14 protein-coding genes and 1 pseudogene are annotated in these 13,337 nt (G+C 60.2%); 10 read left to right on the top strand and 5 right to left on the bottom strand.

All coding sequences use genetic code 11. The features are described 5' to 3' along the window. Nucleotides 1-33 precede the first annotated feature (33 nt). Nucleotides 34-273: a hypothetical protein gene (locus tag EI291_RS08570; protein ID WP_125419391.1), complete on the bottom strand. Its 240-nt coding sequence runs from the start codon at nt 271-273 to the stop codon at nt 34-36. 134 nt (nt 274-407) lie between these two features. On the opposite strand from EI291_RS08570, the gene EI291_RS08575 reads away from it, so the two are divergent. The 7 genes from EI291_RS08575 (at nt 408) to EI291_RS08605 (ending at nt 6,901) form a co-directional block, all read left to right on the top strand. Next, on the top strand, nt 408-989 hold the full coding sequence (locus tag EI291_RS08575; RefSeq protein ID WP_125419392.1) for an RNA polymerase sigma factor: 582 nt from the start codon (nt 408-410) through the stop codon (nt 987-989). A gap of 96 nt (nt 990-1,085) precedes the next feature. Further along, the gene (locus tag EI291_RS08580; protein ID WP_125419393.1) at nt 1,086-2,279 is read left to right on the top strand and encodes a trypsin-like peptidase domain-containing protein; all 1,194 of its coding nucleotides are present in this window, start codon (nt 1,086-1,088) and stop codon (nt 2,277-2,279) included. A gap of 268 nt (nt 2,280-2,547) precedes the next feature. Next, nucleotides 2,548-4,263 (top strand): DUF1800 domain-containing protein, encoded by a 1,716-nt coding sequence (locus EI291_RS08585; RefSeq protein WP_125419394.1) that lies wholly within the window; start codon nt 2,548-2,550, stop codon nt 4,261-4,263. 103 nt (nt 4,264-4,366) lie between these two features. After that, nucleotides 4,367-5,956, top strand: a complete 1,590-nt coding sequence (locus EI291_RS08590) for a DUF1501 domain-containing protein (RefSeq protein WP_125419395.1) — start codon at nt 4,367-4,369, stop codon at nt 5,954-5,956. 137 nt (nt 5,957-6,093) lie between these two features. Beyond that, the gene (locus EI291_RS08595) at nt 6,094-6,348 is read left to right on the top strand and encodes a hypothetical protein (protein ID WP_125419396.1); all 255 of its coding nucleotides are present in this window, start codon (nt 6,094-6,096) and stop codon (nt 6,346-6,348) included. Between the two features lie 134 nt (nt 6,349-6,482). Next, nucleotides 6,483-6,680, top strand: coding sequence for a hypothetical protein (locus EI291_RS08600; RefSeq protein ID WP_125419397.1), 198 nt, complete (start codon nt 6,483-6,485; stop codon nt 6,678-6,680). Nucleotides 6,681-6,709: 29 nt separating this feature from the next. Then, entirely contained in the window at nt 6,710-6,901 is a 192-nt protein-coding gene (locus tag EI291_RS08605; RefSeq protein WP_125419398.1) for a hypothetical protein, read from the top strand. Between the two features lie 5 nt (nt 6,902-6,906). Here the strand turns inward: EI291_RS08605 and treF are convergent, their stop codons facing one another. Beyond that, entirely contained in the window at nt 6,907-8,487 is a 1,581-nt protein-coding gene (gene treF / locus EI291_RS08610) for an alpha,alpha-trehalase TreF (protein ID WP_125419399.1), read from the bottom strand. Nucleotides 8,488-8,541: 54 nt separating this feature from the next. Beyond that, on the bottom strand, nt 8,542-9,501 hold the full coding sequence (locus EI291_RS08615) for a cation diffusion facilitator family transporter (protein WP_125419400.1): 960 nt from the start codon (nt 9,499-9,501) through the stop codon (nt 8,542-8,544). A gap of 127 nt (nt 9,502-9,628) precedes the next feature. On the opposite strand from EI291_RS08615, the pseudogene EI291_RS08620 reads away from it, so the two are divergent. Continuing rightward, nucleotides 9,629-10,567 (top strand): annotated as a pseudogene (locus tag EI291_RS08620) (SMP-30/gluconolactonase/LRE family protein). A 5-nt stretch (nt 10,568-10,572) separates the two neighbouring features. On the opposite strand, the gene EI291_RS08625 reads toward EI291_RS08620, so the two are convergent. Further along, a complete protein-coding gene (locus EI291_RS08625) occupies nt 10,573-11,520 on the bottom strand; it encodes an HNH endonuclease (RefSeq protein WP_125419401.1) in 948 nt (315 codons plus the stop codon). Between the two features lie 68 nt (nt 11,521-11,588). Here EI291_RS08625 and EI291_RS08630 point away from each other — a divergent pair, with 68 nt between their 5' ends. Both EI291_RS08630 and EI291_RS22830 read left to right on the top strand, forming a co-directional pair. Next, the gene (locus tag EI291_RS08630; RefSeq protein ID WP_125419402.1) at nt 11,589-12,128 is read left to right on the top strand and encodes a hypothetical protein; all 540 of its coding nucleotides are present in this window, start codon (nt 11,589-11,591) and stop codon (nt 12,126-12,128) included. Nucleotides 12,129-12,461: 333 nt separating this feature from the next. Further along, nucleotides 12,462-12,626, top strand: a complete 165-nt coding sequence (locus EI291_RS22830) for a hypothetical protein (RefSeq protein ID WP_170172570.1) — start codon at nt 12,462-12,464, stop codon at nt 12,624-12,626. A 53-nt stretch (nt 12,627-12,679) separates the two neighbouring features. Here EI291_RS22830 and EI291_RS08635 read toward each other — a convergent pair whose 3' ends face one another. Further along, nucleotides 12,680-13,306 (bottom strand): hypothetical protein, encoded by a 627-nt coding sequence (locus EI291_RS08635; protein ID WP_125419403.1) that lies wholly within the window; start codon nt 13,304-13,306, stop codon nt 12,680-12,682. Nucleotides 13,307-13,337 lie beyond the last annotated feature (31 nt).

The raw sequence follows: 13,337 nt of genomic DNA on the forward strand, positions 1-13,337 counted from the left end.
CAGCCATTACAAGCCGGCTGGGCCGGCGCGTAATTACTTAACTTCGGTGGTGGTAGTGGTGGTAGCTTCCGTAGTAGCGGGAGCAGCCGTAGCAGCAGCAGCGGTGTCAGCCGTAGCGGGAGCAGCAACCGTGGTGTCGGTGGTAGCCGTAGTAGCTTCGGTGGTCGTAGCTTCAGTGGTCGTGGTGGTTTCTTCTACTTTCTTCTCGCCGCAAGAAGCGAGGGTAGCAGCGAAAACAACGGCCAGAGCGGATACCTTGATGAGGTTCTTCATTGTACTAGTAGGTTTGAAATTTTTTTGTCCAAAAACGCCCTTCATACCGGTATCCGGAAATGGTAACCCAGTTTCTAAAAATATTTTTTCGGCGGGTTACCCGGCCGCTCACAACGTATTAATCAACAAAGCGAATGGGTAAGGGACAACCTTCCTACACCGATGAGGAGTTTGTGGCGGCCATCCGCCGCGACGACGACCGGGCGCTGGCGCAGCTCTACCGGCTGCACTTCCCCATGATTTCGCACTATGTGCTGCAGAACAGCGGCACCGAGGACGAAGCCAAGGACGTGTACCAGGAGGGCGTGATGGTATTCTATGAAAAGGTGCGCGACGGCTCTCTGGAGCTCAGCTGCCAGATCAAAACCTACCTCTACGCCGTGTGCCGCCGCCTGTGGCTCAAACGGCTCACCGACAAAACCCGCTTCGGCGGCCGCCTCGATGACCACGAGCCTTATCTCGAAACCGGGGCCGAGGCTGATCTGGAGGAGGCCGAGGAACGGGACCGGCGACTGGGCACCATGGCTCAGGCCCTGGACCGCATCGGGGAGCCGTGCCGCTCGCTTTTAGAAGGATTTTACCTGCTCGACAAGTCGATGCAGCAGCTTACAGCGGAGTTTGGCTACACCAACGCCGACAATGCCAAGAACCAGAAATACAAGTGCCTGGTACGCCTGAAAAAGCTCTTTTTCAATCAGTACCAGGAGCAGATATAGAGTTTAGTTGATAGTGCCTAGTGCTTGGTGCCTGGTGTTTGGTTTAACAGACTAAGCACTAAGCACCCGACACTAAGCACTAGGCACTACCAAAGCATGAAAACCGAAGCCGACTATTACGCTTTATTTGACGCCTACCGCTCCGGCGGGCTGGCCGAGGAGGAACGTGCCACGCTGGAGCACCGCCTCGCTGCCGACCCTGAGCTGGCCCGGCGCCTGCAGGAGTTTGAGGAACTCACGGGTACGCTCACGGCCTACGGCCGCCGGCTGGCCCTGCGCCGCAAGCTCCACGCCATCCACGCAGATATGGACGCCGAACGGGCCGTGCGCCTTACTCCCCTGGCCAAAGCCGCCGAGGAGGATGAGCGCCACGAGCAGTTTGCCACTGGCCGCGCCCCGCGGCCGGCTCTGCGCATTTCGCGCACTGAGGAGAAGCTGCGCCAGTTCTGGCATGGTCATCGTGCTACCATGATGGTAGCCGCCTCCGTGGCGGTGCTGGCCGTATTCACCACGCTGCTGGGCATGGAAATGTACCGGGCCTCGCAGAAACCCTCCCTGTACGGCTACACCGTGCTGCGGCGGGAGGTGGAGCGCATCAAGCGCAACCAGCGCAGCATGAACCGCACCCTCAACCAGATTGATGCCACCGCAACTCCGGAGAAGGTAAACCCCGGTAAATTCAGTGGCACAGGCTTCGCCCTCACGGCCGATGGCTACCTGGTAACCAGCTACCATGTGATTCAGGGCGCTGACTCCTTGCTGATTGAGAGCCGTGAGCGGCAGCGCTACCGTGCCGAGCCGGTCTTTACCGATGTGGCTCACGACTTGGCTATTCTGCAGATCAAGGACAAGAACTTCAAAGGCTTCGGCCGCCTGCCCTACTCGTTCAAGCGTGGCCAGTCGGACCTGGGGGAGCGGGTGTACACGCTGGGCTACCCGCGTGAAGACCTCGTGTTCAACGACGGCTCGCTGAGTGCCCGCTCGGGCTTCGAGGGCGATACGGGCTTCTACCAGATCAGCATTCCGGTAAACCCCGGCAACTCGGGCGGCCCGCTGCTGGATGATCGGGGCAACCTCATCGGCATCATCAGCGGCCGGCAGATGGACGTGCAGAGCGCCGCTTTCGCCACCAAGTCGTCGTACCTGATGCGTTTGGTGGACTCTTTGGGTACGGCCGGGGCTGGCAAGCCATACAATATGCCGCGCACCAACCAGCTCACCGGCACCTCCCGGCCCCAGCAAATCCGCAAGCTTCAGGACTACGTGTTTGTGGTGAAAGTCTACGAATAAGTCAGTGCTACAACCGGTTTAATGCCGAAAGCCTCGCCCTTACCGGCGGGGCTTTTTTTGTGGTCTTTCCAGCGGAGGGCCTTTCCATGTGCCCGATTTCGGAAGTCAGCAGATGCGCCAGACACAAGCTCTACAGTAGTTTTCACGCATTGCTACCAACTTCTTGAAAGACACTCATTAAACCTTCACTATCTTGGAAAGTCATTGACAGTACACTCTCCTCGTTTTTTTACCGATCTGCCTTCGCTCCACACCTACATTCTGCCTGATGAACCGCCGAGCCTTTCTGCGCAAGCCCGCTGTCGGGTTGCCTCTTGCCCCAGCCATATCTCAGGAGGTAGCCGTGGCTGCCAGCGACGACGAAACGATTAGCCGGTTCGCCAATAAACAACTGCCCCGCACGGCCCGCACCACGGCGGGACTCAGTCCCTACACCGGCCCCTGGGGCTACGCGCAGGCGGCCCATTTGCTGCGGCGCTGCCTGTTTGGCCCCACCCGACAGGAAATTTTAGCGGTGGCAGGCCAGTCGTTGATGCAGGCGTTGAATGGACTACTTACGGTTCCCGCGGCCCCGGCCCCGCCCCTGAATGTCTCGGCCACAGACACGAGCGTACCGATTGGGCAGACCTGGGTAACGCAGCCCTTCGACCAGAACGTGGAGGGCGTGCGGCGCGCCTCGCTGCGGGCGTGGTGGCTGGGCCAGCTCCAGCAGCAGGGCATGTCGTTGGCGGAGAAGATGACTCTGTTCTGGCACAACCACTTCGTGGTGGAACTGGGCGACATTAACGACGCCCGCTACGGCTATGAGTACTGCCGTTTGCTACGCCGGCACGCGCTGGGCAACGTGCGGCAGCTGGCCAAGGAGGTGACCATTACGCCGGCTATGCTGCGCTACCTCAACGGCAACCAGAGTACGGCCGGGGCCCCCAATGAGAACTACGGTCGGGAGCTGCTGGAACTGTTCACCATCGGGAAAGGCCCGCTGATTGGCCCCGGCAACTACACCACCTACACCGAGGACGACGTGAAAGCCGCCGCCCGGGTGCTTACCGGCTGGCGCGATAATACTACCACGCTGCAGGGCTATTTCACGGCCAGCCGGCATGATACCGGCAGCAAGCAGTTCAGCAGCGCCTTTGGCAGCCGCGTTATCAGCAACGGGGCCGACCAGGAGTACGCCACGCTTATCGACATGATTTTCGGGCAGGCTGATACGGCCCGGTTTCTGTGCCGCAAGCTGTACCGCTGGTTTGTGTACTATGTGATTGATGCCACCACCGAGCAGAACGTCATCGAGCCCCTGGCCCAGCTGCTCATCCGCAGCAACTACGAGGTAGCTCCGGTGTTGCGCACCCTGCTTGGCAGTGAGCATTTCTTTGATGCAGTAAACCAGGGCTGCCTGATTAAAAGTCCGCTTGATTTCACGCTGACCGTGGGCCGGCAGCTGCAGATGGCTTACCCCACTAGTGCGGCCCTCACCACCCAGTACAGCGTGTGGGACTACATCAACTCCATCACCAACGTGCAGCAGCAGCTCCTCGGCGACCCGCCCAACGTGGCTGGCTGGCCCGCGTACTGGCAAACCCCGCAGTATTACGAGCTGTGGATAAACGCCGTAACCCTGCCCCGCCGCAACCAGGTGACCGATACGCTCATCAGCACCAATGGCATTTCGCGCAACGGCTTCGTGCTGCGTATTGATGCCGTGGCATTGGTTCAGACGCTGCCCGCCGCCACGGCCGCCGATGCCAACCTGCTCATTGCCGAGCTGGCGCGCCTGCTGTTCCCGATTGAGCTGACTACCAACCAGCTCAGCTACCTCAACGACGTGCTGCTGCCCGGCCTGCCCGATTTTGAGTGGACGGTGGAGTGGCAGGATTACTTGGCCAACCCCACCAACACGGCCAAGAAAACCGCCGTGCAAACCAAGCTGCAGGCGCTACTGCGCACCATGATGGGCCTGGCTGAATACCACCTCAGTTAAATCAATGAACGAATGAATAAATGGGTGAATGAGCAGACTGTTTAGCCTGCCAGAACCCAATCATTCACTTACTCACCCATTCACTCATTCATCCATTGAGTCAATGAACCGCAGACATTTCCTCCAGACGACGGCCGCCGCCACTGTGCTTCCCACATTGCTGGGCGGCCTGCCCATCGGGGCTTACGGGTTTTCGCCGGAGCTGTACGAGCTGACGGGCGGGGCCACCCAAACCGACCACGTGCTGGTGCTGATTCAGCTGAACGGCGGCAACGACGGCCTGAACATGGTGCTGCCCCTCGATCAGTATCCGGCTCTGATGAATGCCCGGGCCGATATTGCCATTCCCGAGGCCCAGGCCCTGCGCCTGACCAGCCTCACTGGCCTGCACCCGGCCATGACGGGCCTCAAAAACCTCTACGATAATGCCCAGCTGGGCGTGGTGCAGAGCGTGGGCTACCCCAACCCCAACTTCAGCCACTTCCGCGCCACCGACATCTGGACCTCCGCCTCCGACTCCAACGTGACCATCACCTCGGGTTGGGCCGGGCGCTACCTCAACGGCGAGTACCCGGGTTACCCCACCGGCTACCCCAGCACCCAGAATCCCGACCCATTGGCCATCAGTATCGGCTCGGTGGTGAGCAACTGCGTGCAGGGCCCCAGCGTGAATATGGGCATGGCCATTGCCAGCACCTCATCCTTCTACCAGCTGCTGAGCGGGGTGGTGGACACGGCCCCCAACACCCCGGCCGGCCACGAGCTGACGTTTATCCGGCAGGTGGTGCAGCAGACGCAGGTATACACTACTACCCTGCAGGCCGCCGCCGCCCGGGCCCGCAACCTCTCGCCTTTGTACCCCGCCGCCGGCCAGAACTCCCTGGCCGACCAACTCAAGATTGTGGCTCAGCTGGTTGCCGGGGGCCTGCAAACCCGCGTGTACGTGTGCAACCTCGGCGGCTTCGATACCCACGTAAACCAGGTGCCTACCACCGGCAGCACCACCACCGGCACCCACGCCACGCTGCTGGGCAAGATATCGGAAGCCGTGGCGGCGTTTCAGGACGATGTGCGGCGGCTGGGCGTGCAGGACCGGGTGGTGGGCATGACGTTTTCGGAGTTTGGGCGGCGCATTAAGGCCAACTCCGGCCGCGGCACCGACCACGGCGCGGCGGCTCCGCTGTTCGTGTTTGGCACCAGCGTGAACCCGCGCATCCACGGCACCAACCCTCAGCTGCCCGCCAATGCCGGCGTGAATGATAACGTGCCCATGCAGTATGATTTCCGGGCCATTTACGCCAGTATTCTGAAAGACTGGTTCCAGGTTCCTCAGGCTACGCTGAACGCACTGCTGCCCTCGGCGGGCGGGGCGTTTCCGTATGTGCCGGTTATCCGGCCCGGCGTTGTCAATGGCACCACACCCGCCGCCAGCCTGAACGTGGCGGGGTTTCAGGTTTTCCCCAACCCGATTCGGGAAGGCCGGGCTACCGTGGCGTTTGAGGCCCAGGGCGGCCACGTGCAGATTCTGGTGTTTGACACCGTGGGCCGGGAAGTGGCGCGGGTACTTGACCGGCGGCTGCCCGCCGGGCCGCAGCAGGTACCGCTGACGGTGGCGGGCCTCGCGCCGGGTTTCTACCACTGCCACATTCAGGAAGGCGGTCGGGTTAGCTCGCAGCCGGTTGCGGTGGAGTAAGGCCAACCGTAAGCAGGGGCCTGAAGGAAAAGGTGAAAAACGGAGGTATCAAAATGTTGCCAACCTCCGTACAGAACCCTCGGCACCGCTTCCCGGCGGTCTGCCACTATCCTTCACCCCCTCTGTCTTTCCCGAATATGAGCAGCCAACTCCCCAAAGAAGTCGAAAAGATCCTTCCTGAAGACGTTATCAACACGCTGCAAAGCGCCTACCACGTATTTAAAGGCGAGCAGGACCAGATAGATGATTTGCTGAAGAACGGCAGCGCCCTGTTGCGTAAAGCCTCCCAGCGCTTCACCACTACCCAGTTGATTATTGGTATTGCGGTGCTGGCCAGTGTAGCGGTATTCGCCACAGCTAAGATTGCCGAAGCTGCCTCCGACGAAAACTAAGAGCACCACGCACTTACGTAAGCCTCTCCCTTTCCGGGAGGGGCTTTTTTTTGACCGCTTTTTATATTATAATTTTAACAATAAATATTTTGACTTATACTTGCACAAACACAACTAAAACATTCTTTAAACCCATGAAAACAATTTTCCTGGCCTTCTTCGCTGTGCCCTTACTATCCACTACTGAGGCTTCCGCTACCTCTCCCGTCAATCTGCATACCACCACGGTTGCTGCCGCCGGCAAAACCGGTGCCGCTGAGCTGCCCGGCTGGTTCAAGCGCAAAAAGCGGCACCACACCCCGGCATACCGGCGGCTTCGCGCACGGCGCTAATTCAGTTATCCACTCTTTGTTCCGTCACGATGAAAACGCTGGCTACTCTCCTGCTATTGGCCGTTGTGGCCAACACGTATCCTTCCCACTCCACTGCCGGCCCCGGCCCGACCAAATCAGAAACCAAAGCTTCGAAAAAGAAAGCCGGCAAGCTGTTCGGCAAACGGGCACCGGAATCGGCTTACGCCAAGGCTATGCGCCGCAACGAGCTGTTCCGGTAACCAACTCAACTCTTACGGGCCCCGACGTACACCATAAAATCCAGCAGTACGCCGTTGGTCCACCCGAAACCATCCTGCAGCGGGTACTCACCACCGCCACCCAGCGCACTGGGATTCTGCACGTTGTATTTCTCCATCAGCTTGCCGGTTTGCTGAAACACCTGCTCATTGAGCGTAATCCAGCGCGTGGCAATGGTGCGCGCCAGTTGTGGCTGGTTGTATTTTTTCAAACCCTCCACGGCCATCCACTGTAGCGGCGCCCAGGCGTTGGGGGCATCCCACTGCTGACCGGTGCTACCCAGCGTAGTAACCAAACCGCCGGGTTTCAGAAAATCCCGCTGCAGGCCCTCGGCCACCTGCCGGGCCTGCGCCTCGGTGGCAATACCCACGGTAAGCGGAAACACACCGGCCAGTGTGCGCACTGCCGAGGGCTGACGGCGTACCCAGTCGTAATCCACAAACCAGTTGACGTCCTTGTTCCAGCAATAGCGCAACAGGGCTTTGCGACGGGCAGCGGCGCGCTTTTCAAGTGTTGCGGCCAGGGTCGCGTCGCCGCGCAGCCGACTGAGGCGGGCCAGCTGCAGCTCGTTTTCGTACAGCAGGCAGTTCAGATCAACCGGCACCAGCTGCGTAGTCCGGATGGATTCCAGCCCCTGCCCCGGCACAAACCAGCGGCTGCTGAAATCCCAGCCCGAAGCGGCAGCGGCCCGAATGTCACGGTAAAACTCTGCGGCAGGACGGGTGGTCCGGGCGGCGGCAGCTACGTCTTCCCGGTAAGACTCCTCGCGGGGCTCCGCACTCAGGTCCCAGTAGCGGTTCAGCAGGGTACCGTCGGGCAGGCGTATCACGCTCCGGCGGGCCTGGCCGGGAGCCACCGAGTCGGCAGCGGCCATCCAGAATTGATATTCGCGCAGCAGCGCCGGGTAGTAGCGCAGGCGTACCGAATCGGCAGAGCCCTGCGTATCGGCCAGCAGTTCCACCATCCGGCCGAAAAACGGCGGCTGGGAACGGGTGAGGTAATACGTGCGGTTGCCGTTCGGAATAAAGCCGTAGCGCGTCACCAGATCGGCAAAATTATCGACCATACCCCGGATCAGGTCGGTACGGCGGCTGATGCGCAACCCCTGCATGGTAAAATAGGAGTCCCAGTAGTACACCTCCCGGAAACGGCCACCCGGCACCACGTAGGTCCGGGGCAGCGGCAGCAACGACGAGTACGGCTCCACGGCAGTCTGCCCCGGCCGGCTCAGCACCGTCCAGAGCGTATCGAGGTGATGCTGCAAACCAGCCTGCACATTCGTCCGATAGGCTGGCCCCGTGGTGGCCGGCAGCCGGAAATAGGCTTCCACGAACTGCTTCAGGTTGAAAGCGGGCTGCTGACGCATCTGCTCATAGGCGGCCAGAATCACGGCCGGGCGCTCCAGCGGCTCCGCATCCACGAAGGTTTTGTTATCAGGAAACACGCGGCCCAGCTGCACCGCCTCGAACAGGCCCGGAAACAGCTTTCGGGGCGACGCCGGCCGGGTTGATTGGGCCTGCAGACCCAGTGAACAGCAACAGAGCAGGATGAGCAGCAGTTTTTTCATAATACACAGTTCTGAGTTAGCGAAAAAACGAGTATCCCGCACGGTATCATACGCTTACAACATGGGCTTAGTTGATGAAAGCGGCACCTTACGAACCGGCTCGATAAACAGCTGCTGAATATCGGGGTGCGCAGCCTGAATAATCGTGCGGAGCCGGGCCACGGCATCGGCAACATCCGGCCCCGAAAGATGCGGGGCAAACTCGGTCCGGATCAGAACCAGTAGCTCATGCGGGCTCAGGTAGGAAGACAGGGGCGGCTCTATGGCTACGACGGCGGCATCGGCGCAGACCAGCTCGGTTAACTGATGCAGCAGCTTCGGCTCGGCGGGTTCCCCCAGCAGCAAGCTACGGTTTTCGCGCAGCAGCAGCCCCGCTACCACCAGCAAAATCAGTCCGATGACCAGGGAAGCCGCTCCATCCAGGTAGGGGTTGTGGAGCTGATGGCTGAGAAACACGCCCAAAAACGCCACCAGCAGGCCCATTACATCAGCGGCGTCCTCGAACAGCACCACGAACGTGGAGGGGTCCTTGCTGCCCCGGAACGCCCGCCAGAACGACTGCCGCCCCCGCTGGGCATTGAACGCCCGCCGGGCCAGCAGAAACGAGGCCCCATCGAACACCAGCGCGCAGCCCAGCACCACGTAATTCCAGGTGGGGTTACGCAGCGGAGCCGGGTGGCGCAGGTGCTCCACGCCTTCGTAAATAGAAATTCCGCCCCCGATTCCGAAGATGCAGATGGACACCACAAACGACCAGAAGTACAGCTCCTTGCCGTACCCGAACGGCCGGTTTTCGGTGGCAGGCCTCTGACTGCGCCGCAGCCCCAGCAGCAGCAGCCACTCATTAATGGTATCTACCAACGAGTGAATACCCTCGGCCACCATGGCCGAGCTGCCCGTGAAGGCCGCGGCCACAAACTTGATGATGGCAATGGCCAGATTAGCAGCCAGGGCCGCCACAATGGCTACTTTGGAAGAAGCTTCGGGGGCGGCAGCAGAGGAAGTAGAAGGCACTAGGCAACGGAAAAGCAGCGAGAAACAGTGGCGGCCCGGTTACGGCCGTGCAGCTAATACGGCCACTTTTCGTCTTGGGTATATCCGCTTCGCGGTGAGTTACATCGTTCGTCTATTTTCTACCGCCATGCCTGCTTGTAGCACTCTGTATTCCGGCCTTCTTTCCCTGACTGTGCTGACGGGTGGCGCTTTCGCCTCGGCGGTGGCGCAGACGCCGTCTGCACCGGCCAGGCGCACCGTGGTAGCCTCTGGTGCCACGCCCCGACTGGTATCCCGGCAGTTCAGCTTCACCGAAGGGCCCGCCGTGGATAAGGCCGGCAACGTGTTTTTCACCGATCAGCCTAACAACAAAATCTGGAAATACAGCACCGAGGGAAAACTCACGGTTTTTCTGGAATCGGCCGGCCGCGCCAATGGGACTTACTTCGACCAGAAAGGCAACCTGCTGGTTTGCGCCGACGAGCATAACCAGCTCTGGTCCGTTGCTCCTGACGGCAAAGTAACCGTGCTGCTGAAAGACGTGCAGGGCCGCACCCTCAATGGCCCCAACGACCTGTGGGTGCAGCCCAAAACCGGCGGCCTCTACTTCACTGATCCTTACTACCAGCGCCCTTACTGGGCGCGCCAGCAACCCGACCCGGCCCTGGGCGGCCAGCACGTGTACTACTTGCCCGCCGGCGCGGCCCAGCCCGTAGTGGCCGATGACAAGCTGCAGCAGCCCAACGGCCTAATCGGCACGCCCGATGGCAAGCGGCTGTACGTGGCCGACATTGGGGCCAACAAAACCTACCGCTACGATATTGCCCCCGACGGGCAACTGCGGAACCGGTAGCTATTCGTGAATCAGGGCTCCGACGGCATGACCATCGACAGCCAGGGCAACGTGTACCTCACCGGTAACGGCGTAACTGTATATACTCCTGCCGGCCAGCAGATCGAGCAGATTGCCATTCCCGAGAAGTGGACCGCCAACGTATGCTTCGGAGGCAAAAAGCGCGACACGTTGTTCATCACCGCCTCCGAGGCTGTGTACGTGCTGTCCATGCGGGTGCGCGGTGTGCGGTAAAGGCGTTATCTAGCTGCCAGTGCCTCCCGCCTGGGCCACCACTCCGGCCGCTCAGGTAACCGCAGCTTTTCGCCCTCAAACTGTAATAAGCCGTGCTCCGGACCGCGCAGTTCCCGAAAACTGCTAGCCACCCGCACCCGGTACTCCTGGTCGATGCGGAGCAGGTGTCGGTCGAAGGCCCGATGCAGGGTGGGCGTGAGAGCCAGGCCATTGCCGATGGTATCGTCGTGCGTGAGGGCCCAGGGAATGATGTGACAGGCATCGAGCAGCGGCGCCACGGCGCTGGTCCCCGTGCTGATAAGCTGCAGACCCGAAATGGCGCAGGTGTAGTTATAGGCTTGTAGCACCTCCCGCTTGAAAACGGCGCTACGCACCATCGTTTCTACCTCATCAGCCAAGTCAAGGTGAGTTTGATACACGGCGGCGGGTTCCTCCAGCATTTGCCGGCCCAGGGTTTGCAGGGTTTCGGGGCCGGCGCAGGGCCGGTAACGGAAGCGCGTCTGCGGAAAATATCGGTCCAGCAGTGCCTCCCGGAACAGTTGGCGGGTAGCCGCATCCTGCAGCATCTCCCACAGCGGCGCATCGAGGGCGGCATAGGCCACGGCGGCCTGCAGGTGCCCCAGGCTGCGCGGCGAGCCGGAGGAGGTGAGCAGCAGCGGCTGGCCCGAATACGTGTGCAGGTGCCAGAACCCTTCCCCAGTGAGGTGGTAGAATGGCAGGGCAAAGTTGTTGGCCCGAAACCTGCCCGATACGCTCAGGTCGCGGCAGTTGCTCTGGAAAGCGGCCAGCAGTTCGGGGGTGATGTTGATTTCGTTGTCCCGGATGCTGCCCTGCTCGATGCCTTCCAGCACGGCCAGCAGCAGCGCCGGCTTGTAGGGGGCCTCCTCCCCCGCCAGGCGGCTGGTCCGGAGCTTACGGAAACGGGTGAGGTACTGCGCTAGGGGGGAGGTCATGCGGGGTGCAAGGTAGATAACCTGATACAGTAGCGCACTGTCGTTCTAAACCGTACTTTCAGCCCTATATGCAAGCTGTTTTTATTGCCTTACTTCTGGCGTCCTTCGTTACCACAATTCAGCCGGGTCCAACGCCCAAAATTCCGGTTCAAGGTCATACACTTTCTGCTTTTATACCTGCTCGCTACGATACCCTATCCGGAGGCTGCGCCATCGGCGACTTAAATCAGGATGGCCGACCTGATGTGGCGCTGGTATTGTACCCAAAAAGCGAAAGTCGGCCTGATTATGATGACGAAACAATGCCCGGCCGGGTGCTGATCGTTCTGTTTAGCACTGCACAAGGCTATAAATTGGCCGCTCAAGCCAACCGAGCCATGATTGCCAGAAACGGTGGGGGCCAATACGGTGACCCATTTGCCGGCCTCAATATTAGAAGAGGAGTGTTGACAGTGAACCACTACGGCGGGAGCAGTTGGCGCTGGAGCGTCATCAGCAAATTCCGGTATCAGCAGGGTAACTTTTTTCTGATTGGTGAATCCCTGTCCCTAACTCGTGCCACCGGTGATTGTGAAAGCCTTGATGGCTCCCCAGGCGGCGACTACTAGGATACCAACTTTGTGACGGGCGAGTACGAAATCCACAAAATTTCCGAAACCTGTCAGGTACTGCTACACCGCAAAGGCCGCCGGACGCCCGTGTCCCTGCGCCGCCTGACCGACTACGCCCCTGAACCATAATCTGCCACCATACCGCACCTGCGGTGGTGTTTCTGGCCCCACCCGGCTACCTTCCGACCTATTGTCACCACCAACCCCACCTCCTGCCCATCCCCCACACTGACTTATACTGAACGATTCTGCTGGGGCTGGGGGCTGCTGTTTGCCATGCTGCGGTGATGCTGAGCCAGAAGCTGCGCATCTTCTACCCCCATTTTTCTGGTGTTGGCGGGGCTGGCGCTTAGCTTGGTATCGGGGCTGCCGCGCATCGTCATCAGCCCCGACCTCATCTTCCTGATTTTCCTGCCCTCACTGTTGTACCAGGCCGCCTGGACTATGTCGTACCACCAGTACCAAAGTTCATTTCCCTCCCGTCAACCGGACTAGCCGGCAGGTTTTATGCTTGCCAGCCCGATTGACTGCGGGAAGCGCTGGTAGTTTTAGTAAGGACTCTTTGCGGTCTGCGCATTTGCGGGAAGCGCGAAGGACGTGGCGCTGAGCGGGAATGGATGCACGCCGGTAGCCACGCTCTGCATGCTAAACTGCGCGGTTTCGATTATAATTTTCAGTGGTACCGCCCCGGCTTTCGAAAGGTAGGTGTACCAGTTGGCATACCGGTGGCCTTTGTACAGCTCCGGCTGCACGGGCAGGCGCGAGCTGAAGTAGTATTTCTGAATGCCGCTTCTGCAAACCAGGGTCAGCTCGTCGCATTGGTAGCCCAGAATCTCGGTGGCGCCTTTGCGGAGCGTGGTGCTCAGTACGCTGTCGGGGTTCGAGGTGCCCGCCTGCCAGAGGAGCGTTTCGGAGCCGGCAAACTTACTGTACAGTTTGTTGTCGCTGTGGCGGTACAGCTGCCAGACCATCTGCGTCCCGTTGAGCTCTGAGCGGTAGTCCCCGCCTTTCAGGTACCAGGTTTGCACGTCGCCCATCAGGTCACTGAGTTGCCCGTCGGAAAGACCCGGGGTTTTGCTCGTGTAGGTGTTGTGGTACACGATTTTGCCCTCGAAGTTCTGGGCGGCGGCCAGGCCGCTAACAAGCAGGGCCAGGGTGAGTAACAGCTGTTTCATGTAAAAAGGGAAAGGGGTTAAAAAGGAGTGA

It is taken from the genome of Hymenobacter rigui (assembly GCF_003944715.1).
Taxonomy (GTDB): domain Bacteria; phylum Bacteroidota; class Bacteroidia; order Cytophagales; family Hymenobacteraceae; genus Hymenobacter; species Hymenobacter rigui.

What these genes read in the sequence shown, in the direction of transcription:
- EI291_RS08570 (WP_125419391.1), bottom strand. Translation starts at nt 273, where the DNA reads ATGAAGAACCTCATCAAGGTATCCGCTCTGGCCGTTGTTTTCGCTGCT.
- EI291_RS08575 (WP_125419392.1), top strand. Translation starts at nt 408, where the DNA reads ATGGGTAAGGGACAACCTTCCTACACCGATGAGGAGTTTGTGGCGGCC.
- EI291_RS08580 (WP_125419393.1), top strand. Translation starts at nt 1,086, where the DNA reads ATGAAAACCGAAGCCGACTATTACGCTTTATTTGACGCCTACCGCTCC.
- EI291_RS08585 (WP_125419394.1), top strand. Translation starts at nt 2,548, where the DNA reads ATGAACCGCCGAGCCTTTCTGCGCAAGCCCGCTGTCGGGTTGCCTCTT.
- EI291_RS08590 (WP_125419395.1), top strand. Translation starts at nt 4,367, where the DNA reads ATGAACCGCAGACATTTCCTCCAGACGACGGCCGCCGCCACTGTGCTT.
- EI291_RS08595 (WP_125419396.1), top strand. Translation starts at nt 6,094, where the DNA reads ATGAGCAGCCAACTCCCCAAAGAAGTCGAAAAGATCCTTCCTGAAGAC.
- EI291_RS08600 (WP_125419397.1), top strand. Translation starts at nt 6,483, where the DNA reads ATGAAAACAATTTTCCTGGCCTTCTTCGCTGTGCCCTTACTATCCACT.
- EI291_RS08605 (WP_125419398.1), top strand. Translation starts at nt 6,710, where the DNA reads ATGAAAACGCTGGCTACTCTCCTGCTATTGGCCGTTGTGGCCAACACG.
- treF (WP_125419399.1), bottom strand. Translation starts at nt 8,487, where the DNA reads ATGAAAAAACTGCTGCTCATCCTGCTCTGTTGCTGTTCACTGGGTCTG.
- EI291_RS08625 (WP_125419401.1), bottom strand. Translation starts at nt 11,520, where the DNA reads ATGACCTCCCCCCTAGCGCAGTACCTCACCCGTTTCCGTAAGCTCCGG.
- EI291_RS08630 (WP_125419402.1), top strand. Translation starts at nt 11,589, where the DNA reads ATGCAAGCTGTTTTTATTGCCTTACTTCTGGCGTCCTTCGTTACCACA.
- EI291_RS08635 (WP_125419403.1), bottom strand. Translation starts at nt 13,306, where the DNA reads ATGAAACAGCTGTTACTCACCCTGGCCCTGCTTGTTAGCGGCCTGGCC.